Source organism: Pseudomonas sp. Marseille-P9899, assembly GCF_903166565.1.
Classification (GTDB): domain Bacteria; phylum Pseudomonadota; class Gammaproteobacteria; order Pseudomonadales; family Pseudomonadaceae; genus Aquipseudomonas; species Aquipseudomonas huaxiensis.
In genome coordinates, this window is sequence record NZ_CAESCG010000001.1 from 1,359,881 (window position 1) to 1,379,793 (window position 19,913).

Genomic DNA, 19,913 nt, shown 5'->3' on the forward strand with positions numbered 1-19,913 from the left:
CGAGCTTGCTCGCGAAAAGCTCAGCGCGCCGCCAACAAAGTCCAATACCCGCTCATATGCTCCGTCACCGAAATCGAATAGGTAGCTGCGAGCATGTTCAACGTCCGACGCCGGTCATTGATCGGGTAAGCGCCCGACACCAGCAGGTCGGCAATCGCCGGGTCGCAGCGCACAAAGCCGCGCCCGTAGCGCGCCAGTTCCGCGGCGAAATCGTCCATCCGCATCTTGTCGGCCAGAAGCATGCCCTGAGTCCAGGCCGTGACGGTCTCATCCACCCGGCTGACCGGTGCGGTCGCGCGGGCGTCGAAGTCGGTTTTCTCACCGGCCTTGACCACCAGAGGCGTGACAAAGGCGGCGCTGCCCGCCTCCACCCGGATCGCGCCTTCCAGCACGGCCAGGTAGGTGCGCCCCGCCCGCTCGCGAACCGAGAACCGCGTGCCCAGCGCCTGCATCCGGCCTTCGCTGGTCGCGACGCGCAACGGCCGGGCCGGAACCGCGCTGTCCGCCGCCGTCTGCACCAGAATCTCGCCACGGACCAGCCGGATGAGCCGCTGATCGGGGTCGAAGCGCACGTCGATTGCCGAATCGGTGTTGAGAAACACCTGCGTGCCGTCGACCAGGATGATCTCGCGGCACTCACCGATGGCCGCACGGTAATCGGCCATCCAGCCCTGCCGTTCACTCAGGTTGAAACCCAGCCAACTGGCAGGCGCCAATGCCAGGAACATCGCCAGGCGGGTGATGACGGCGCGGCGTCCCGGGTTACCCGGACGATCCAGCGCAGACATCGCCAGCGTCGGCGGCAGGCCGCCCAGCTTGCCCATCAGCAACTCCGCCCGTTGCCAGGCGCGCTCGCGGTCCGGGCTGCTGCTGCGCCAGACGCGCCAGGCGGCCTGCTCCGCCTCGGAGACGTCGCCCTCGCCCATGCACATCAGCCACTCGGCGGCTTCTTCCAGTGCTTGCGGGCTGATCTGCGCTGCAGAAGCTGTCTCGGTCATTCAGTTCACCAGCGCCAGGCACTTGAGGAAGGCCTGTTTCATGTAGCGCTTGACGGTAATCAGCGACACGTCGAGTTCGCTGGCGATGGCTTCGTATTTCATGCCGGTCAGTTGCGACAGCAGGAAAGCGCGTCTGACCAGTGGCGGCAGCGTGTCGAGCATGGCATCGATTTCATGCAGGGTTTCCAGCACCAGCAAGCGCGACTCCGGCGAGGGCACCTCGGGCGCCGGAAGCTGCGCCAGGGCCGCCAGATAGGCGCGTTCCAGGGATTTTCGCTGGCACCAGTTGGCGAGAATGCCGCCGGCAACACAACTCAAATAGGCGCGCGGTTCATCGAATACCGAGACGTTGGACGCCAGGATCCGGGCGAAGGTGTCCTGCACCAGATCGGCCGCATCCAGCGCATTACCCAACTTGCGGTGCAACCGGGCATAAAGCCATCCATGATGCCCGCTGTAGAGCTCTTCGATATTTCGCAGGTGATTGCTGGGGGCGACCACAACTTCGCTCATAGGAGGCTTCAATTGTTGTAAGTGATAATGGTTTGCAATGCTAAGTTAACCGCGCCCTGCCTGCAATCGACAGATCGCCCGTGTTGAAGACAAACTGAATGACCCGCCGGATACCTGAGGAACGCCTGTGTCACCACCCCATTCCGCTCCGGGATCCGCGCCGATCCTGCTTGAAGCCCGGCGCCTCAGCCGTGTTGACCCGACCACCCATGCGGCGCTGCTCAACCCTGTCGATTTCTCCCTGCGGGCCGGCGAACGCGTGGTCATCACCGGCAGCTCCGGCTCGGGCAAAAGCCTGTTGCTGAGGGCGTTGGCGCTGCTGGACGCGCCCGCCGACGGCACTCTGACCTGGATGAACCAGGCGGTACTGGCGCAGGAGATCCCGCGCTTTCGCACTCAGGTCTGTTACCTGGCCCAGCGTGCCGCACTGGTGGAAGGAACTGTCACGGACAACCTGCGCTTCCCGTTCACGTTGAAAGCGTTGCGCGAACGCACCTTCGATATCGGCATCGCGGAACGCCTGTTGGTGCAGGCGGGAAAGAGCGCCGGCTTTCTGGACAAGCAGGCCGCCGACCTGTCGGGCGGTGAAGCGCAGATCGTGGCGCTGGTCCGGGTATTGTTGCTGGCGCCTCAGGTCCTGTTGCTCGACGAACCCACCTCGGCGCTCGATCCGCAATCGGCCGCCGCAGTGGAAACGCTGGTGGTGCAGTGGTTCGAGCAACACCCGCAAGACCGCGGCTACATCTGGGTCACCCATGATCAGGAGCAAGCCCGGCGCATGAGCAGCCGCTGGCTGACCATGGATCAAGGCGTATTGCTGAACGAGAAGCCCGCATGAACTACCAGACACTTTCCTACACCGACCTAGGCATCGCCTCCGCGCTGATCCTGATCAATGGCCTGTTGTCCGTGCTGCTGAAACTGCAATTGGAGCGGCAATTGCTCCTGGCAGCAGTGCGTACCGTCGTGCAGTTGCTGGCGATCGGTTATGTACTGGGCTGGGTATTCCAGTCCGCGCATTGGTATGTGGTGCTGCCGCTGATGCTGGCCATGACCCTGATTGCCGGTATTTCCGCCGCCGGACGCGGCAAGCAGCGGCATGCCGGGCTGCTGACCGACAGCGTCGTGGCCGTGGGGCTCAGTTCCTGGCTGGTCACCGCGCTGGGGCTGTTCGTGGTGTTGCGGGTGCGGCCCTGGTACGAACCGCAGTACGCGATCCCGATTCTCGGCATGGTGCTGGGCAACACCTTGACCGCGGTTTCATTGGGGCTCGACCGCATGACGCGGGAACTGAGCGCCCGTCGCGACGTGGTGGAAATGGTCCTGGCCCTGGGCGGAACCCGTTGGGAAGCGGCGCAGGCCGCCGCCGTCCAGGCGGTGAAAGCCGGGATGATGCCGACCCTGAACCAGATGACCGTGGTCGGCATCGTCAGCCTGCCCGGCATGATGACCGGGCAGATCCTCGCCGGACAAAGCCCGGCGGAGGCGGTGCGCTATCAGATCGTAATCATGTTTCTGATCGCTGCCGCCTCGGCGCTGGGCACCGTCTGCGCCGTGCTGATGACCTTTAACCGGCTGTTTTCCCCCGCTCACCAGTTCATGCTGCACCGGCTGTTGAGGAAGTAGCGGCTTACAGGTCGTAACGCAGTGCCACACCCACCGTGCGCGGAGCGCCGGCGTCGAGGATGTCGCCGCCACGGTTGTTGGTGATGTACTGCTTGTCGAAGGCGTTTTTCACGAAACCGGACAGCGCAATGTTGCGGGTGAGCTTGTACTCGGAATTGAAGTTGGCCAGCCAGTAGTTGTCGCTCCGGCGCTCGCCAGTGACCTGGCCCGCGGCGTCGAACTCGTACTCCGACGGCGACGTGCTTTGGTAGACGACATCGGTGTTCAGGGTCAGGCGCTCGTTCCAGCGATAGGTTGCGCCCAGCGACACCTTGTACTTGGGCGAATAGAGGAAGTCCTCGCCGCTCATATCGCGGCCATCCCCGGTGACGAAATCCTTGTAGGTGCCGTGGGTAACGGCAGCGCCGAGGTTCAGCGTCAGTTGCTCAGTGAAGTCCTTCTCGATGAACGCCTCCAGGCCTTTTATGTCACTGCGCCCGGCGTTGAAGATGTGGGCGAACTCGGTATCCGGGTCCAGCACGCTGACCTGCTGATCCTTCCAGTCGGTGTAATAGGCGTTGGCACGCACGCGCAGGGTCTTGTCGAGGAATGCACCGCGGTAGGAAAGCTCGTAGTTGGTGGTGTATTCCGGGTCGTAGGCTTCATGGCCGCCACCGGCCCGCACGTTGACGCCGCCGCCGCGATAGCCCTTCTGCGCCATGAACCCAAGGTACTGCCCCTCGGCCAGTTCATAGTCAACGCCGAGCTTGGGCAGCAGCGCGTTGAACGACTTGCTCAGCTTGCCGGCGCTGGAGAAGTCATCCTGCTGGATGTCGGTGACGTTGCTTTCGTGGTCGTAGCGCAGCCCGGTGACCAGGGTCCAGCGCGGGACGAAGGTCCAGTTGATCTCACCGAACAGCGCCTTGTTTTCAATGGTGGTATCACCCTTGGCGGTGCCGAACAGCTCGTCGTCGAACAACAGGCGGTCATGGAAATTGTTGGTGTTGTGGCCGTAGTAGGCACCGACAAAGCTCTTCACCGTGTCGGCGCTGTAGTTCAGGCGCAGTTCCTGGCTGAACAGGTCGCCATCCTGCGTGCGCAGAATCACCTGGTTGTCGATCGCCGTCTGGTCGAAGTCCAGGCGCGCGCTGTAGTCGGAGCGGGTGTTGGCGGTCAGGCTGGTCAGCGACCAGTCGTCGTTCAGGCGGTAGTCGAGCTTGGCGCTGACGGTGTCCTGCTTGAGGTTGTCGAACGCCTGGGTGTTGGACGACATCTTGTAGTAGCGAACCCTGTCGCCGTCGCGCATCACCGAGTTATCGCCCTGGCGGTGCTCGTTGTGGGCGTAGGTCAGCAAAACCTCCAGATCCTCGTTGGGCAGGATCAGCAGCTTGCCGCGGGCGTTGCTGGTGCGGTTCGGGTTGCCGTCGTCGTTGCGTGCAACGTTGTCGATATAACCATCACCCGCCTGGTAGTCCACGGCGATGCGCCCGGCGATCCGCTCATCGACGATCGCACCGCCACCGGCAACCGCGGCACCGCGCTCACCGTAGGAACCGACGCTGGTTTGCGCGGAAAGGCTGGGGGTGAAGGTCGGATTGCGAGTCTGGATGACCACGGCGCCCGCCAGGGAGTTGCGTCCCTGGGTGGTGGACTGAGGGCCGAGGAACACTTCAACCTGCTCCGCGTCCCACAGATTCTGCGGGCTGAAGGTCAGTGCGCGGTTGGGCTGCACGGCGCCGTCGACGAAGACCGACACCGCACCATTGAGCGTGGCCGGCCCCTGGTCATCGAAACCCGACACCGGCACGCCGCGGATGCCCCAGTTCTCGTTACCCGCTTGCGAGTAGACCCCGGGAGTCCGCGCGAACACATCGACCAGGTCCTGATCCGCCTTCTCGCGCAGTTGCTGCTCGGTCACCACCACCACGCTGGACTGGGTCTGCTCCAGCGTGCGATCGATCTTCTCGCCGGTCACCGTGATTGGCGCAAGCTCCATGGAGCCCGCCGGGTCGGCGGCCCATGCCGTGTTCAACAGGCAGACCGCCGAGCCGACAGCCAACGCCATCACATTCTTCTTGAATTCCACACGCCGCTCCCAACTGAAAGTTGTGATTGTTCTTATGTTCAGAACGCTGCTCTGCTGGCAGCCGGCGGAGTCTAATTCAACGGCACCTATAAATAAACGATATTGATAACACCTCTCATTAACTGTTTTTCGTTTGCCGCTGGCTACTGTGCTGCGCGCAAGCACCACCGGCATTGCCGGCCTTTGCCGGCGTCGCCCTGCTCTTGCGCCACTACTTCGCGCCACCAGCGTTCGCCCGTCTGCGGCGCGCGCAGATCAACGCGCTCACCCATGCTCGGCGTGGCCACGCTGACGCCCTGCTCGCCCGCCCACTCCAGCACGCTTTCGAACGGCTCGTACCAGGCGTGCATCGACAGGTCGAAGGTGCCGTTGTGAATCGGCAGCAGCCAGCGCCCGCCCAGGTCGACGTGGGCCTGCACCGTCTGGCGCGGGTGCATATGCACATAGGGCCAGTGCTCGTTGTAGGCGCCGGTTTCCATCAACGTGAGGTCGAACGGCCCGAAGCGTCGGCCAATCTCGGCGAAACCGTCGAAGTAGCCGGTGTCGCCACTGAAGAACATGCGCAGCTGCGGCGCCTCGATCACCCAGGAGCACCACAGCGTGCGGTTGCCGTCGCGCAGGCCGCGTCCGGAAAAATGCTGGGCGGGCGTGGCGGTCAGGCGCAGGCCGTCCACCTCGATGCCCTGCCACCAATCGAACTGGCGCACCTTCGATGCCGGCACGCCCCAGGCCAGCAACCGATCGCCCACACCCAGCGGCATGACGAACAGTTCCACCTTCGGCGCCAGGGCCTTGATGGTGGCGCGGTCGAGGTGGTCGTAGTGGTCGTGGGAAAGGATCACGCCGCGAATCGGCGGCAGCTCATCAAGGCTTAGAGGCGGCTGGTGAAACCGCTTGGGTCCGGCGAACGGCAGCGGCGAAGCGCGCTTGCCGAAGACCGGATCGGTCAGCCACCAGCCGCCTTGCAGCTTGAACAACACGGTGGAATGGCCGAGGCGGTAGAGACTGGCCTCCGGCGCCGCATCCAGCTCCGCCCGGCTCAGGCGGCGCACCGGCACGGCGGCTTTCGGCACGGTGTTAGCGGGTTTGTTGAAGAGGAAATTCCACAGCACCTTGGCATCGGGCTCCGGCATGTTTGCCGGACGCGGGGTGAGGTTGTGGAAACGCCCATCCCTGGACTGGGGCGAATGCCCGTGGTCGGCGATGGGAGCACGCAGCAGCGGATGACGTTTCAAGGCGAAAAACCCTCAGCACTCTGTAGGAACACTCCCGAGTATAGGGCCGCGCCGCCTGACTCGATTGCCTGATCCTGCGAGGTTAATGCCTGATCTGCCGGCTCATCGCGCCGCTCACTCCGCCACCACCTCTTCCTCTACATCTACCTGTTACCCGTAGGAGCGAGCTTGCTCGCGATAAGCCCCCCTGACACCCCGCATGTCACGCACAGTCAAAGCCTCTGGCGCTCAGGCTCAAGACAGCCTACCGCTCGTTAGCAAAACTTGTCCGACTGCTTTTTTCTGCACAAGCCCACCTGAAGCGCCTCGAGACAACCATGACCACCGACACCAGAATCGACTTCATCTACCTCTCCGAACAAGACATGATCCGCGCCGGCGTGACCGACATGCCGGCCTGCGTCGACACCATGGAAGAAATGTTCGGGTTGCTGTACCAGGGCGACTACCGCATGGCCGGGCCGAACAACGATTCTCACGGCGCGATGATCACCTTCCCGGAAACCTCGCCGTTCCCGGACATGCCCAAGCCCACCGCTGACCGCCGCATGATGGCCATGCCCGCTTACCTCGGCGGCAACTTCCGCACCGCCGGCGCCAAGTGGTACGGCTCCAACATCGCCAACCGCGACAAAGGCCTGCCGCGCTCGATCCTGATGTTCACCCTCAACGACCCGGACACCGGCGCGCCACTCGCGCACATGTCGGCTAACCTGCTCTCGGCCTACCGCACCGGCGCCATTCCCGGCGTAGGCGCCCGTCATCTGGCGCGCAAGGACTCGAAAGTCATCGGCCTGCTCGGCCCAGGCGTCATGGGCAAGACCACCGTCGCCGCGTTCATGGCCGTCTGCCCGCTGGTGGACACCCTGAAGATCAAAGGCCGCGGCCAGCGCAGCCTCGACAGCTTCATCGCCTGGGTCAAAGAAACCTACCCGCAGATCACCCACATCAGCACCGTGGACACCCTGGAAGAAGTGGTGCGCGGTTCCGACCTGATCACCTATTGCAGCACCGGCGAAGTCGGCGACCCGAGCACTTACCCGCTGGTACGCCGCGAGTGGGTCAAGCCGGGCGCGTTCCTGGCGATGCCGGCACCGTGCAGCATCGACGCCGGCATGGAGCAGGACGACGTGCGCAAGGTGCTCGACAACACCGGCATGTACAACGCCTGGTTCGAAGAGTTGCCCAAGCCCGCGCACAACTGCGTACCGCTGGTGGGCGTGCGCTTCATGGACATGATCGCCGAAGGCAGCCTGCAGCCCGAGCAACTGGAAGACATCGGCAAGATCATCGCCGGTGATGCGCCGGGCCGCCTGAACGATGAGGAAATCATCCTGATGTCGGTCGGCGGCATGCCGGTCGAAGACCTGGCCTGGGGCACCGTGGTGTACCGCAAGGCGGTCGAGCTGGGCATCGGCGTGAAACTCAATCTCTGGGACACCCCGGTCCTTAGCTGAACCCACCCTTCATTCGAACCCACACGAGGAATTCCCCATGACGCAGATCGTCAAGGTCAAAAGCGGCTCCATTTTCGAAGAAAAAGCCAGCTACTCGCGGCTGGTGGCCGTGGACAACTGGATCTATGTGTCCAACACCGCCGGGCGCAACCCCGACACCAAGCTGATCCCGGAAGACGTGATCGAACAGGCCGAACAGGTGTTCAACAACATCGAACGCGCCCTGGCCGCCGTCGATGCCAGCCTGGCCGACGTGGTCTGTTCCCGCGTATTCATCCAGGACCCGGCCGACGTGCCGAAGGTCATGGACTTCATCGGCACCAAGTTCCGCGGCATCGACCCGGCCTGCACCGCGACCTGTCCGCCGCTGGGCTCGACGGTCTACAAGGTGGAGCTGGAAGTCACCGCCTACCGCGGCGCGTCGAAAGCCGAAGTCGTGCAGATCAACCTCGGCCAGTAACCCGCTGAACCTTCATTCATAGAGCCCGCCATGTCGCCCACCATCGATCCCGTACAGACCAGCACCACGCTGCCGCCCGCCACTACCGTGGTGATCATCGGCGCCGGCATCATCGGCCTGACCGCCGCCCTGGCCCTTGCCGAGCGCAAGATCCCCGTGGTGGTGATCGAAAAAGGCCGGATCGCCGGCGAGCAGTCGTCGCGCAACCTCGGCTGGGTCCGCAAGACCAGCCGCCATGCCGACGACATTCCCCTGGCCCTGGCCGCGGATCGACTGTGGGCGCAGATGCCGGAACGGGTGGGCGCCGACGTCGGCTACCGCCAGGCCGGGATCATGTTCATCGCCCGCAATGAAGCCCAGATGAACATGCACCAGAACTGGCTCAAGAGCGTCGAACACCTGTCGCTGGATACCCGTTTGCTCAGCAATCGGGAAATCAGCGAACTGGTGCCCGGCGGCCAGGCCAACTGGGCGGGCGGCATTTTCACCCCGTCGGACGCCCGCGCCGAGCCGACCCTGGCCTCCAGCGCAATAGCCAAAGCGGCGATGGCCAAGGGCGCGATCATCATCGAACACTGCGCGGTGCGCACCTTGCTGACCAGCGCCGGCCGCGTCAGCGGCGTAATGACCGAGCGCGGCGAAATCCGCTGCGAACAGATGCTGCTGGCCGGCGGCCTGTGGTCGCGCAAGTTCCTCGGCAACCTCGGCGTCAACCTGCCGACCCTGCCGCTGACCTGTTCGGTGCTGCGCACCAAACCCGTGGACGGCCCGACCGACATCGCCGTCGGCGCGCCGGACTTCTCTTTCCGCAAACACCAGGATGGCGGCTTCATCATCACCCAGCGCGGCAAGCTGGACGCCTTCCTGACCCTCGACCACCTGCTGCTGGGGCGCCGCTACCTGCCGCAACTGAAAGCGCAGCGCGACTTCCTGAAGATTTCCTTCGGCAAATACTTCTTCAACGACCTGACCCTGGCCCGCCGCTGGCAGGCCGACAGCGTCAGCCCGTTCGAAAAGGTCCGCGTCCAGGACCCGCCCGCCAACCACGGCCTTAACGACGACGCGCTGCGCAACCTGCGCGCCGCCTGGCCCGTGTTCGAACAGGCGCAGATCGCCGATGCCTGGGCCGGGACCATCGACGTCACGCCCGACTCCAACCCGGTGATCGGCCCGCTGTCGAGCATTCCCGGCCTGACCCTGGCCACCGGTTTCTCCGGCCACGGCTTCGGCACCTCGCCGGCAGCCGGGCAATTGGCGGCGGACCTGGTGTCGGGGGAAACGCCAATTATCGACCCCGCGCCGTACCGTTTCGAGCGCCTGGCCTGAGGCGCACGGACGCGGCTAAGGGTGTCAGCTAAGGCTCTGGCGTAAGGGGCTGAAACGAATCACTGGTTTGAAACAACTCTTCACGAATACGGGGTACTCTGCGGGGAACGATGTCTAACTGACATCATCGAACAAAGGCGTCAATGCATCGGCTGCCATCCTGGGGCCGACGTTGGCTGTCCTGGCCGCCGCTTTCTGGCTGCCTGTTTTTCCCAAGGAGTCCCCATGCAGTTCCGCCACATGAAAATCGGCAAACGGGCCGCCAGCTTGTTCACCCTGCTCGGCCTTCTGGTCCTGGCACTCGGCCTGATATCACTCTACGAGACCCGCCAGATGGACCGCGCCTCGGCTGAAATCCGGGTGACCTGGTTGCCCGCGGTGATCTCCCTGGGCGAAATCGGCACCGACGTCAACCGCTCGCGGGCCATCACCATGCGCAGCCTGCTCGAAGAACAGCCCGAGACCCGCGAAGCCTCCCTGCGCCGCGCAGCCGAGGTCAACCAGGGCTTGCAGAAGGCGCTGGATTTCTACGAAAGCACCATCATCGAACCCGAGGATCGCGCCCTGTTCGCGACCTTTGTCAGTGCCCGGGAGCGCTATGCCGGTATTCAGGCCAGCGTCGGCGAAGCGGTACTCAACAACCGCCTCGACAATGCCCGGCAACTGGTCAACGGTCCGCTGGCCGATGCCACCGACGCCATGCAGACCACGCTGCGGGCGCTGGTGAAATACAACGCCGACGGCGCCGAAAAAGCCTCGCAACGCAGTGCCGATGCCTCCCAGGAATCCTTCTTGCTGATCATCGTTGCGCTGGTGCTGATCCTGACCGCGCTGGTCGCCATTGCCACCCTGCTCACCCGCAGCATCGTCGTGCCGCTGGCGGAGGCGTTGGCGGTCGCCGATAGAGTCGCCACCGGCGACCTGACCCAGACGATCAAGGTCGAAGGCCAGGACGAGCCGGCGCTGCTGCTCGGTGCCCTGGCCCGCATGCAGAGCAACCTGCGCTCGACGCTGGCGCGGATCAGCGCCTCGTCCGATCAACTGGCCTCGGCCTCGGAAGAACTGCATTCGGTCACCGAGGACACCAGCCGCGGCCTGCAACAGCAGAGCGCGGAAATCGAACAGGCCGCCACCGCGGTCAACCAGATGACCGCCGCCGTGGAAGAAGTGGCGAACAACGCGGTCAGCACCGCCGATGCCTCCAAGGGCGCCGACCAGACCACCCGCGATGGCCGCGACCGGGTCAATCAGGCGCTGCAGTCCATCCAGGCGCTGGTCGGTGAAGTCACCAGCACCTCCGGCGATATCGAACAACTGGCAGCCAGCGCCAATGAAATCAGCCGGGTACTCGACGTGATCGGCTCGATCGCCGGGCAGACCAACCTGCTGGCCCTCAACGCCGCCATCGAAGCCGCCCGCGCCGGCGAGGCCGGGCGTGGTTTCGCCGTGGTCGCCGACGAAGTCCGTGCCCTCGCCCACCGCACCCAGCAGTCCACTGGCGAAATCGAACAGATGATTGGCCAGATCCAGTCCGGCACCGAGCGTGCGGTCAACGCCATGCACAGCAGCCAGGGCCGCGCCGCCGGCACCCTGGATGTGGCCGAAGCCGCGGGCCAGGCGCTGGAACTGATCGCCGAAGCGATTGCCGCGATCAACCAGCGCAACCTGGTGATCGCCAGCGCGTCGGAACAGCAGGCCCAGGTGGCCCGCGAAGTGGACCGCAATCTGGTGAATATCCGCGACCTGTCGATGCAAACCTCAGCCGGCGCCAACCAGACCAGCGCCGCCGCGCAGGACCTGTCGCGCCTGGCGGTAGAACTGAACGGGATGGTGGCGCAGTTCAAGGTCTGAGGACGCTGAAAATCAGGGCGCCGCGCTGGTAATAGCCGATTGCAATCCATACCATCGGCGCCTTGTTCGCTCAGACCTGACCACATGTGGATCACCCCGCAACATCGCAAGACTGCCGTTCGTTTGCTGATGCGCCTGCTCGCCGATCGCCGCCTCACGGCGCCGCTTTCCGGTGGGCCGCTGCACATCGTGGTGCCCCGTTGGGATGCAAAGCTGGGTGACGCCATCGTGTCTTCGTTCTTCTTTCGCGAAGCGAAAAAGCTCAACGTCCGGATCACCGTGCTGACGGTGGAGCCCCTGGCCGATCTGCATAAAGCGCATTTCGGCGTCGATCAGGTCCTCGTCACCGATGAGAACCCCGGCGCCCTCGCGCTGTGCCGGCTGGCCCGAAAGCTGGGCCGGGTCGATGTAATGGTGCATCTGGTGGGACGGATCCAGCCGGCGGAGATGCTGTTCATTCGTTTACTCAATCCCGCACGGGTGTATTCCCTCGACGATGCGCTGCGTTGCGTCAACCGCAAGTTCGGCGCGGCCAGCGCCGGGCTCGACGTGGCGGGCCGTTTCGCCCGGGTGCTGGCCGACCTCGGCCTGGACGCAGTCCAGCGCGACTACATCGTGCCCCTGGCGCAAACGGCGCCGCAGAATCCGCCGCACCTGCTGGTCAACCCGTATGCCAGCCGCGAGGACAAAAGCCTGTCCGCCGCCAAGGCGTGCCTGCTGCTACGGGCCCTCGCCGATGCGTGGCCGGGCAAATCGATTGGCATCCTGTGCAGCCCGGCAAGCCGCGAACAGGCGCGCCGGCTGGCAACCGAGACCGGGCGCGACAACGTTCGCTGCCTGGACAACCTGAGTACGCCCATGGAGGCAGCCAGCTATATCAGTCGGGCGCAAGCGGTGGTCAGTGTGGACACGGCAATCGTGCATATGGCGGTGGGATTACGCACGCCGTTGCTCGCCCTCTATCCCGACACGGGAGACGAGTTCAATCCCTGGCTACCGCCAGCCTCGCCGCACACACGGGTCATTTTCAGCCGGCAGTGCCCGGATCACTACCGCCGCACAGGGAAGAAAGACATGAACGCATTCGCGCTCGAAGCCGTTATCGAGGGGCTCGCCGACCTACTGCCCGCATCAGCGCCGCGGCCGGCATTGGCACTGGATGCCCGGATCATTGCCGGGCTGGGCGTGGCTCGCGGCACCCTCGCCCGCCAGCTTCCGTTGATCAGCCGCGAGTTTCCCGAGGTCCACGCCTGCCATCCCGGCACGCTCAACCTGCAACTGGAGCATCCACTGCATCTGCTGCGCCCGGATCACCGCACCGCGCCGCTGGCCTGGACGCCCAGCGGACGCAGCACCGAAGTGTTCGACCTGCTGCGCATCGAGCTGGAATTCGCCCAGATGCCGGCACGCATCCCGGCGTGGCTGTACATCGCCCACGGCTCGGTGCACCGGCAAACACCTTCGGTACATGAAGTAATCGCCGGGCGGCTCGACCTGAACGGCGCCGGCAGTTGCCGGATTCATCTTCCTGCCGACGCCGTGCGCTACGGCTGATCCCCCGTCAGCCGCGCCGTTTCCGCCAGCCAGTAGTGCCGGTCGGGCTCGATATGCAGGAACAGCCGCGCCAACAGGCTGCCGCCATCCAGAAACTGCGCAACCGACTCCGTGCGCGTGCTGGTGCGCTTGAAGTAAGTGTTGTAGAGCTTGAGCAGGCTGATATCGGCCAGCAGAAAGTCGGCGACGGCGACGTCTTCGCGGCGCATCACCTCACAACCGTCGAAGTTGTAGCGCGGGTGGTAACCGGGATCGATCAGTTGCGGCGATACCGGGACCACGTCACTGGCCCGCCGCGCGACGATGTTCTTGATCCCGCCAGGATTGCCCCAGGCGTGGGTTCCGCCCTCCAACGCCGTTGCCAGCGCTTCCTCCAGCAACGGATTGCCCGCGCGTGAAGCGAACAGGCATTCGCTGTGCCAGTGCAGCTTGTCGCTGATGCCGCCTGGGAACAGATCCGCCGTCGGGTCCCGCAGCAACAGGGTGTCGGCATCGAGCCACACGCCGCCATGCCGGTGCACGTAAGCCATGCGAATCAGATCGCTCTTGGCGACGATCGCCTCGATCCCGGCGTCGAGGGTGAAGGCCAGCGGATGAAAACCCCAGGCCTTGTCCACCACCCGTGGATCGATTTGCGCCTCAAGGTCGTGCGGCGTCAGCAGCGTGAAGCGCTCACCCAGCGCACGCTGAAATGACACCAGCGCCAGCGCGATCCACGGCGGCATCGTCTGGCCGGCGGCGGTCTCCCAGTAGCTGACGTACTGCACCGGCGCGTCGTCGCGACGGGTCACGGGCGTACCGTCCTGCCATCGGCCCGCAACAGGCCGGCTTCGACCAGATGCCGGCGAACCCGGGCCAGTGACGGAACGCAACCTTCCTGGCGCAAAAACTCGTTGCCCAGCGCCGACCGGTACAAGCGCAGCCAGTTACCCGCTGGCACCCGTGGCAGAAACGCCTCCAGCGCCTCGTGGTTGTCCGCGCCGAACACCAGGCGCAAGGTGCGCAGGATCGGCTGGTACTGCGGGTCGGACAACAGCCGCGCCAGGTTATCGCCAAGCCCGCGGCCGATCTGCGTCATGTTCAGGCGCTCTTCGATGGTCGCGTCGCTGAGCGCGACGCGCGGATCGACCGCCACCGGATAGATCGCCTGGAACGACTTGGCGCCGGCGCGCATGGAGTGATGGAACACCTTGTCCGCGGTCGATCCGGTGACCAGCACGTCGTCGCCGAAGATCACATGCACCCCGCTCCAGCGATAGAAGTTCTCGGCGGGAATCACATGGTCCTGGACCAGATTGACCCGCTCGCGCTCCTCGGTGCTCAGGCTCGCGTAGTTTTCGCAAGGCGGCGCAATGCGCGGCAGCTTGACGTTAATGATGGTCGGCAGGCCCTTGTGCGCCAGCGTGACGTTGATCTCCTCGACCACGATGTCGTAGAGCACGTTCGCCGTGGACGGCACGTTGCGCCAGCCAGTGGTCATCATCACCACGTTGTCGCCGTGGTCCCGGGCGTCGCTGAACAGCCGGGCCCAGTGCGACAGCGGGTCGTCCAGTTGAGCCTCGAGGTAGTCGATCACCTGCCAGGCAAGCTGGCGGATATCGCCGATGCTGCCGTACTTGGCGCGGCTGTAGATCGCCGCCAGGTCGGCGGCATCGCTATCGTCGGCCATGTCGCGGAACTCGCCCGGCCCCGCCGGAGCAAGACAGGTCAGCGCATGCCCGGCAAAGATCGAAACGTACTGCGCCATGCTGATCAGGCCGCGACTCATCAGCTCCGCGGCAAAGGCGCGGAAACCGCCCGGTACGTCTTCGGGACGGGCCAGTGCCAGCGCCTGATGGAAGGCCGCCAGTTGTTCGGCTGCGGGGGCGCTGTGCAGTTGGCTCCAGTCGGACGGCAGGCGGCAAGGATTCAGGGTCATGGTGAAACGTATCCATTGATCAGGTGTTCAGCGCTGGCCGTGGTGGCCAGCAGGTCCAGGGGCACATCGACGCGGCGACGGGCTTCGTAGTAACTGATGCGGCGCAGCCCGAGCGGCTGCAACTGCTCAAGCATTTCGCCGATGCCCGCGCCGGCATCGCACGGGTCGTGGGCGTCCGAGCCCACGGTGAACGCAGCGCCCTGCTCGATCAGCAGCGGCAGCAAGCCGCGGCTGGGATACGACCATTGGCCGTGCACTTCACGCCCGGTGCCAGGGTCCAGGCTCGACTTGCGAATCCCCGAGGCATTCAGCTCATAGGCCACCCCGCCGTTCGCGAATAACGGCAGCAACGGCTCGAAACGGCGCAGCACGATGTCTTCCGGGACCCCGCGCAACAACGTGTCGGCATGCCCGACCGCGTCGAACAGGCCGCACTGCAACAGCCCTTCAAGATCGGCGAAATAGCGATCGAGAAACGCCTGCGCGGCCAGCCGCGGTAACTCCCAGACTTTCACCATGGGCTCGCCAGGCACCTCGACGTAATGCACCGAGCCGATGGCGAAATCCAGCTCATGGCGAGCGATCAACTCACGGTTCCTGGCATCGGCGCCGGGCATGTAGTCGAACTCGAGGCCGCGCAGGATCCTGATCTGGCCCTGATAACGCTGGCGTGCCTGCTCGATATCGGCGAAATAGCGCTCAAGCTCGGCGTCCAGCAGGCGGTTGTGGGTGTCCACCGGAAACGGTGCGTGGTCGGTGATGGTCAGCACCTTCACCCCGGCGGCAATCGAGGCACGCACCAACTCGTCCACCGTGCCCACGGCGTGCTTGGAGTAGAACGTGTGGCTATGGGAGTCGATCATGCGGGCACCAGTTGTTCGAGCAAGCCGTCGTGGTTGGCCATTTCCTTGACCAGCCAGTACGGGTTGTTGGCCTTGGCCAGGATCGAGCGCAGCAGGTCCGGTTTGTCCACTCGGGCCAGCAGGTCGGCCAGCGGCTGGCTGTAGAGCGCCCGCACCAGCGGCGTCTCGCGCACATGAGACGCCAGGTGCTCCCAGCGGATCCGGTCGAAGTGGATATTGCCCAGGCGCTGGTGTTCGATGCCGTACAGGTAGACATCGCCATTGGGCTTGATGGTCAGGTCCATGCCGTTGGCCGCAGGCGGCGGGTTCAGGCTGCCGAGGGTGAAGCGCTTGTTGATCTTGGCCTCGATGGCGCCGATATAGCCGTGCAGGTCCAGGTAGCCGGCGGGCGTGTCGGCGGCAGGATGCACCAGGTTCTTGTAGTCGATGCCGAACCGCGCGTCGCCGACCACCAGCACATCTTCAAGGGCATTGCGTGGCTCGATAGCCGCCTCCAGCCCCCAGCGCTGCAGCTCTTCCAGCAGGTAGCCACGGGTGAAGTCACGATCGGTGTCGATGGAGCGGAACGAGAAACTCAGGCCGTCCAGCCCCTGCCGGCGCTGGTAATCCAGGCTGAAACCGTGGGCCCGCCATTTGACCTTTTCAATATGGTGGCTGTCGGCGCTCAGGCGGATGTTGCAGTGGTCGCCCCGCTCCGCGACGAGCTGCTGGGTGGTGTCGTAGAACGCCGCCATCTTGTCGTGGGGGAAGAAACCGCTGGTGATGAACTCGAATTGCTTGCCGCCGTCGGACAGCCCGAGGATTTCGTGGAACACCTTGGCGTTGTTGAGCGGCTCGCCTTCACCGCTGATGGAAATGCGCTTGACCGCCGCGGCGTTGATCAGCGCGGCGAGGTTTTCCCGGGCGAGGCTGGACAGTTCCATGCTCATCCCGGACTTGTGCTTGTCCGCGTACATGCAGAACGCGCAACCGATGCCGCAGATCTGGGTGATGTCGATGTACAGCAGGTGACCGTGCAAATCCATGTCGATGGGCTCTTTCCTGCCCGCGCAACGGCGCGGGCATCTTTCTTCAAAAGGCCCCGCAGGCGCCATGCCTCGCGGGACCACCCTGGGTTCAGTAGCGTTGCTGCACTTCCAGTTGCGGGATCTGCACCGAGTCGGGGTGGACGATCGGCCGCAGCACCCGCTCCTCGCGCACGGCGGCGCGGTCGGGGTATTCCGCGTAGCGGTCGCCGCTGATGGCGAATACGTTCTGGTCGAACTCCGCCGCGCCCAATACCGCGTCGTCGGCTTTCAAGCGGTCCGGCGCGACCAGCACCCGCGTTCCGGGAAACACTGCCTGCAAGGCCCTTTCATCCTTGCCGGTAAGCGGCGTGATGCTGGCGTCGAACACCAGGGTCACCTCGTAGCTGGCACACAGCACCGGCACCAGCGCGTTCAGTGCGGCCAGGCCGATAAAGCGGCGCTCGCCGTTCTTGTCGTTGGCGTAGCAGAGGTTATTGCTGTCCAGCACCAGCCCGCGGATTTGCTTGTCCAGCACGCGGGTGATATCGCGCAGGCGGCGATTAAGCTTTTCTTCATCGCGCAGCAACCGGCTGTGGTTCATCTGCGCCTCCCTGAGGACCGCGGTCGGACGGCCTTTGCCGCCGCCAAAGCGCTGTTCGCACTGGCCGTGAATGATCGCCCTGTCGCGGGCGCTTTGTGCATTGTCCAGCTCGTAGATAAAGCACTCGGCGTCGCTGATGTCCTGCTCCAGCCCGCGCAATTGCTGGGTGATATGGCTCCAGTGCCGGAACACCTCCCCGGCCTTGGATTCCCAGCGCTCGCTTTCGCGGTACGTCCGCTCGGTGGTTTCGCGCAGGCGTTGCAACTCATCCTTGAGCTGCCCGGTCACGGCCTGCGCCTGCAGCGGATCAAAGTCCCGGTAGCGCTGCAGTTGGGCGCTCAAGCCTTGCTCCTGCCGCTCGTTCTCGCTGAGCTCGGACGCCACGGCGGCCTGGGTGCGCTGGAACTGCTTGAGGCGCCCTTCAAGGGTGGTCACCTGGCGCTTGGCGACGCTGCGCTCCGTCGAGATCCAGTGCGCCGGCGACCAACCGGCCGCGGCTTTTTCGCGGGCCTGCTGCAGCTCTGACTTGTTGGTGCGGACGCTCTTTTCCAGCAGTTTCAGTTGTTCGCGGGCGCTGTCGGTGTCGCGGTTGAGCTGCGCCAGCCGCGAGTGGCTGGCCGCGTTGTCGAAGCCCTCGAACCAGCGCAGGTCGGTTTGCAGGTGATCGATGCTGGAGGTGATCCGCTCGGCTTCGCTTTTCAGCGCGACGAGTCTGCTGGCGTGATTGTTCCTGTACACGGCTGTTTTTCCTTTTCCTGGAGGCGTCAGGCAGTTTTCGCGGAGCGCTTGCCGGCGGCATAAGTGGCTTTTGCCGCCAGCTTGAGTGCGACCACGGTTGCCGCGCCGGCGGCGAAACAGATGGCGTTGACCAGCAGAAATTCGAGTGGGGAAATCGTGTGGTTCATGGAAATCTCCTGAAAATGGACCCGCAGTGGCTGTCTCAACCGTTCAACCGCGTCCCGCACTTGCCGCAGAAATTGCTGCCCGGGGTGATCACCGCGTGACAACCGGGGCAGGTGGACTTGAGCAGCATCTTCTGGCGCATATGGCCGATCTGGATCACGCACGGCACGGTCACTCGGTAGGCCGGGCTGGCCAGGTCGAAGGCGGTCCAGATACCGGTGATGGCCCAGCCCAGCGGGCCGGCGAGTACCGCCAGGCCACGGCCGAGGGTGGCGGAGCCTGCCAGTGCGACGCCGCGTCCGACCAGACTGCTCATGGTCGCGCTGGCGACGATGGCCGCCAGGTTGTAGGACGCCAGCCCCGACGCACCAAGCGAAGCCAGCCAGGCCGCCAGTGCCGCCGGGCCCATGCCCGGTTTATAGGCGGCACCAAGGGACTCGAACAGGGTCGAGCGGTCTGCATCGCTCATGCGCCCCAGCGACTGGGTGAAGACCTTGGCGATGATCGCCATTTCCATCTCGGCGCAGGACGTGCTCGCCGTGGTGCTGGCACTCACATGGCTGGCGACATCGCTCAACAGCTCGCGGTAGGCCACCCCGCTGCCGCCGCGGAACAGGTTCATCAGCGAGTTGCCGCCATAACGGGTCAGCTCCTCGGCGAGCATGGCGCGGCTGGCGTCATTGGCGCCGTTGCTCTTGGCCTCGGTCAATTGCCGGCAGACCGACGAAGACAACGAGATACGGCCATTGCCGCTGTCCGTGATCACGTCGATAAGCAAACCGAGGTCATCGGTACTGGCGCTCATCAGCACATCGGCAAGATCGGGGTCGTGGATGATCGGCATCTTTCGATTCCTCTGGGAAAAAGTGGGGTCCGGGGTTTTCAGGACGGGTCGTTGGGCGTGGAGCGAGCGACAAAGGCACCGGCCATCGCCGTCAACAGCGGACGCAGGTAAACCGAACTGGCATGGCGCAGCATCAGGGCATCGAGCTTGAGACAGGCACCGCGGCGCCATTCATCGCGGGCCTTGGCGCGGACCACTTCCGACGATGCGCTGAAGCCCCTGGGGAGCACGTCCGGGTGGACCTTGCACTCGCGCAGGACCAACTCGACCGCATTGATGTCGGACGCTTTGTCTTCCCGGCGCAGCTTTTCCGCGGCCGCCAGGTAGTCGCGACTGTCGGCAAAGGCCGTCGCCAGGTCCGACCAGTCCTGCGGACGCATCAGCAAAAACGCGGGCGGGACGCCGAGGGCGTCGGCGAGTCGGCTGATGGTGGCGAGGTCCGGGTTGGCATCGACACCGGGGACCTTGAGGGCGCGCAAGGTGCTGCGGGCAATCCCGGTTTCGCGCTGCATCCGCGCCGCCGGAAACGGCCCCGGCTTGTCGCCCTCGCGCGGCGCGCCGGCGACGGCTAGCACTGCCGAGAGGTTCGTGCTGAAGCATTGGCCCAGCGTTGGAGAGAGATCGGGTTGAAGAGAATGAAATTGCATTGCCATCATCCTGCGAGTGAGTGATGGCACTTTAACCACGGTTTT

At 64.6% G+C, this 19,913-nt stretch carries 19 protein-coding genes; 7 read left to right on the plus strand and 12 right to left on the minus strand.

Features of this window, described 5'->3' with window-relative positions; genetic code table 11:
* Positions 1-20 precede the first annotated feature (20 nt).
* Both HWV67_RS06055 and HWV67_RS06060 read right to left on the minus strand, forming a co-directional pair.
* Positions 21-998 (minus strand): FecR domain-containing protein, encoded by a 978-nt coding sequence (locus HWV67_RS06055; RefSeq protein ID WP_175650370.1) that lies wholly within the window; start codon positions 996-998, stop codon positions 21-23.
* Entirely contained in the window at positions 999-1,511 is a 513-nt protein-coding gene (locus HWV67_RS06060; protein ID WP_175650371.1) for a sigma-70 family RNA polymerase sigma factor, read from the minus strand. It lies immediately after the preceding gene.
* 127 nt (positions 1,512-1,638) lie between these two features.
* On the opposite strand from HWV67_RS06060, the gene HWV67_RS06065 reads away from it, so the two are divergent.
* Positions 1,639-2,349, plus strand: coding sequence for an ABC transporter ATP-binding protein (locus HWV67_RS06065; protein ID WP_256680017.1), 711 nt, complete (start codon positions 1,639-1,641; stop codon positions 2,347-2,349).
* Complete coding sequence (locus HWV67_RS06070) at positions 2,346-3,137, plus strand: ABC transporter permease (protein ID WP_175650372.1); 792 nt, start codon at positions 2,346-2,348, stop codon at positions 3,135-3,137. The genes HWV67_RS06065 and HWV67_RS06070 overlap by 4 nt, the downstream gene beginning before the upstream one ends.
* 4 nt (positions 3,138-3,141) lie before the next feature.
* Here HWV67_RS06070 and HWV67_RS06075 read toward each other — a convergent pair whose 3' ends face one another.
* Positions 3,142-5,202 (minus strand): TonB-dependent receptor, encoded by a 2,061-nt coding sequence (locus tag HWV67_RS06075; protein ID WP_175650373.1) that lies wholly within the window; start codon positions 5,200-5,202, stop codon positions 3,142-3,144.
* A 143-nt stretch (positions 5,203-5,345) separates the two neighbouring features.
* Positions 5,346-6,437, minus strand: a complete 1,092-nt coding sequence (locus HWV67_RS06080) for an MBL fold metallo-hydrolase (RefSeq protein WP_175650374.1) — start codon at positions 6,435-6,437, stop codon at positions 5,346-5,348.
* Positions 6,438-6,754: 317 nt separating this feature from the next.
* Between HWV67_RS06080 and HWV67_RS06085 the strand changes: the two genes are divergently transcribed.
* The 5 genes from HWV67_RS06085 (at position 6,755) to HWV67_RS06105 (ending at position 13,085) form a co-directional block, all read left to right on the plus strand.
* Positions 6,755-7,894 carry a tyramine oxidase subunit B gene (locus HWV67_RS06085; RefSeq protein WP_175650375.1) on the plus strand — a complete coding sequence of 380 codons (1,140 nt, stop codon included), beginning with the start codon at positions 6,755-6,757 and terminating at the stop codon, positions 7,892-7,894.
* Positions 7,895-7,931: 37 nt separating this feature from the next.
* Entirely contained in the window at positions 7,932-8,354 is a 423-nt protein-coding gene (locus tag HWV67_RS06090; protein WP_175650376.1) for a RidA family protein, read from the plus strand.
* Positions 8,355-8,384: 30 nt separating this feature from the next.
* Positions 8,385-9,680 (plus strand): NAD(P)/FAD-dependent oxidoreductase, encoded by a 1,296-nt coding sequence (locus tag HWV67_RS06095; RefSeq protein ID WP_175650377.1) that lies wholly within the window; start codon positions 8,385-8,387, stop codon positions 9,678-9,680.
* Between the two features lie 240 nt (positions 9,681-9,920).
* On the plus strand, positions 9,921-11,531 hold the full coding sequence (locus HWV67_RS06100) for a methyl-accepting chemotaxis protein (protein WP_371929285.1): 1,611 nt from the start codon (positions 9,921-9,923) through the stop codon (positions 11,529-11,531).
* Between the two features lie 84 nt (positions 11,532-11,615).
* The gene (locus HWV67_RS06105; RefSeq protein ID WP_175650379.1) at positions 11,616-13,085 is read left to right on the plus strand and encodes a glycosyltransferase family 9 protein; all 1,470 of its coding nucleotides are present in this window, start codon (positions 11,616-11,618) and stop codon (positions 13,083-13,085) included.
* Here the strand turns inward: HWV67_RS06105 and HWV67_RS06110 are convergent.
* From HWV67_RS06110 to HWV67_RS06145, 8 genes are all read right to left on the minus strand, one after another.
* Complete coding sequence (locus HWV67_RS06110) at positions 13,076-13,876, minus strand: glycosyltransferase (protein ID WP_256680018.1); 801 nt, start codon at positions 13,874-13,876, stop codon at positions 13,076-13,078. The two genes, HWV67_RS06105 and HWV67_RS06110, sit on opposite strands and share 10 nt — an antisense overlap.
* Entirely contained in the window at positions 13,873-15,003 is a 1,131-nt protein-coding gene (locus HWV67_RS06115) for a hypothetical protein (RefSeq protein ID WP_175650380.1), read from the minus strand. The genes HWV67_RS06110 and HWV67_RS06115 overlap by 4 nt, the downstream gene beginning before the upstream one ends.
* On the minus strand, positions 15,000-15,866 hold the full coding sequence (locus HWV67_RS06120) for a histidinol-phosphatase (RefSeq protein WP_175650381.1): 867 nt from the start codon (positions 15,864-15,866) through the stop codon (positions 15,000-15,002). Before HWV67_RS06120 ends, HWV67_RS06115 begins: the two co-directional genes overlap by 4 nt.
* The gene (locus HWV67_RS06125; protein WP_175650382.1) at positions 15,863-16,891 is read right to left on the minus strand and encodes a radical SAM protein; all 1,029 of its coding nucleotides are present in this window, start codon (positions 16,889-16,891) and stop codon (positions 15,863-15,865) included. The genes HWV67_RS06120 and HWV67_RS06125 overlap by 4 nt, the downstream gene beginning before the upstream one ends.
* Positions 16,892-16,982: 91 nt before the next feature.
* On the minus strand, positions 16,983-18,212 hold the full coding sequence (locus HWV67_RS06130) for a hypothetical protein (RefSeq protein ID WP_175650383.1): 1,230 nt from the start codon (positions 18,210-18,212) through the stop codon (positions 16,983-16,985).
* A 26-nt stretch (positions 18,213-18,238) separates the two neighbouring features.
* Positions 18,239-18,379, minus strand: coding sequence for a hypothetical protein (locus HWV67_RS06135; protein ID WP_175650384.1), 141 nt, complete (start codon positions 18,377-18,379; stop codon positions 18,239-18,241).
* Between the two features lie 35 nt (positions 18,380-18,414).
* Positions 18,415-19,221: a ubiquinol-cytochrome C chaperone family protein gene (locus tag HWV67_RS06140; protein ID WP_175650385.1), complete on the minus strand. Its 807-nt coding sequence runs from the start codon at positions 19,219-19,221 to the stop codon at positions 18,415-18,417.
* Between the two features lie 38 nt (positions 19,222-19,259).
* The gene (locus HWV67_RS06145) at positions 19,260-19,796 is read right to left on the minus strand and encodes an XRE family transcriptional regulator (protein WP_256680019.1); all 537 of its coding nucleotides are present in this window, start codon (positions 19,794-19,796) and stop codon (positions 19,260-19,262) included.
* Positions 19,797-19,913 lie beyond the last annotated feature (117 nt).

Coding starts and splice junctions, on each gene's coding strand:
- HWV67_RS06070 (WP_175650372.1), top strand. CDS start 2,346: ATGAACTACCAGACACTTTCCTACACCGACCTAGGCATCGCCTCCGCG.
- HWV67_RS06105 (WP_175650379.1), top strand. CDS start 11,616: ATGTGGATCACCCCGCAACATCGCAAGACTGCCGTTCGTTTGCTGATG.
- HWV67_RS06090 (WP_175650376.1), top strand. CDS start 7,932: ATGACGCAGATCGTCAAGGTCAAAAGCGGCTCCATTTTCGAAGAAAAA.
- HWV67_RS06095 (WP_175650377.1), top strand. CDS start 8,385: ATGTCGCCCACCATCGATCCCGTACAGACCAGCACCACGCTGCCGCCC.
- HWV67_RS06060 (WP_175650371.1), bottom strand. CDS start 1,511: ATGAGCGAAGTTGTGGTCGCCCCCAGCAATCACCTGCGAAATATCGAA.
- HWV67_RS06055 (WP_175650370.1), bottom strand. CDS start 998: ATGACCGAGACAGCTTCTGCAGCGCAGATCAGCCCGCAAGCACTGGAA.
- HWV67_RS06115 (WP_175650380.1), bottom strand. CDS start 15,003: ATGACCCTGAATCCTTGCCGCCTGCCGTCCGACTGGAGCCAACTGCAC.
- HWV67_RS06135 (WP_175650384.1), bottom strand. CDS start 18,379: ATGAACCACACGATTTCCCCACTCGAATTTCTGCTGGTCAACGCCATC.
- HWV67_RS06120 (WP_175650381.1), bottom strand. CDS start 15,866: ATGATCGACTCCCATAGCCACACGTTCTACTCCAAGCACGCCGTGGGC.
- HWV67_RS06140 (WP_175650385.1), bottom strand. CDS start 19,221: ATGCCGATCATCCACGACCCCGATCTTGCCGATGTGCTGATGAGCGCC.
- HWV67_RS06125 (WP_175650382.1), bottom strand. CDS start 16,891: ATGGATTTGCACGGTCACCTGCTGTACATCGACATCACCCAGATCTGC.
- HWV67_RS06100 (WP_371929285.1), top strand. CDS start 9,921: ATGAAAATCGGCAAACGGGCCGCCAGCTTGTTCACCCTGCTCGGCCTT.
- HWV67_RS06085 (WP_175650375.1), top strand. CDS start 6,755: ATGACCACCGACACCAGAATCGACTTCATCTACCTCTCCGAACAAGAC.